A 611-nucleotide genomic window follows, 5' to 3' on the forward strand; every position below is an offset into this window, starting at 1 on the left:
CTTCTCGATGAGTAATGTTTAACTGCTAAGTGGGAGAAATACAAAGGTGATAAATGATGGGTAGTGAGAGTGTCGTCATTAAAGAGTTACGTTCCGGTGAGCGTTTTGTCTGTCTTAAAACGATGAAACCTTACATCAAGTGTGATCACGTTGTAACATTAACGAACCTATCTACGCTCCACACTGGCGTGGGTCTTTATGACGGCGCTCTCACTGTCTTCCATGATGATGAAGAGTTGCTTCGCAGTGAAGTGACATTGCACACAAAGGAGAAGGAAGTCTATGTATGTTAGATTTCGTTACGTCGCACTTTGCGCTCTGTTTTTGGGGGCTATGGTTAGCGGCCTTTCTGTTCATGCGGAGACTCATAAAGGCACCACAAGCACCGCAAAGGGCATCATCTACCAGTGCAAAAACCACGTAGTTGATGTATTTGGTGATGAAGAAGGTGATCATGGTTTCGCTGTATCAGTAGACCATGAGGCAGCCATTCAGTTAATGGACACCTTCACCTATCCTGACGACGTTATCATGTCTGTGTTTGGTGACGTCAAGGATAAACGCCGTGTTGTAATCTCCCAAGAGATGCACCACAAGCGTAAAGAAATTTT

1 protein-coding gene is annotated in these 611 nt (G+C 44.5%); it reads left to right on the top strand.

What is annotated here, in order from left to right; all coding sequences use genetic code 11:
* Nucleotides 1–282: 282 nt before the first annotated feature.
* Nucleotides 283–611: hypothetical protein (locus N1032_RS26325; RefSeq protein ID WP_259543598.1), on the top strand; the 329-nt coding region annotated here is incomplete at its 3' end.

This window comes from Herbiconiux daphne (assembly GCF_024979295.1).
In the GTDB taxonomy this organism is placed as follows: domain Bacteria; phylum Actinomycetota; class Actinomycetes; order Actinomycetales; family Microbacteriaceae; genus Herbiconiux; species Herbiconiux daphnes.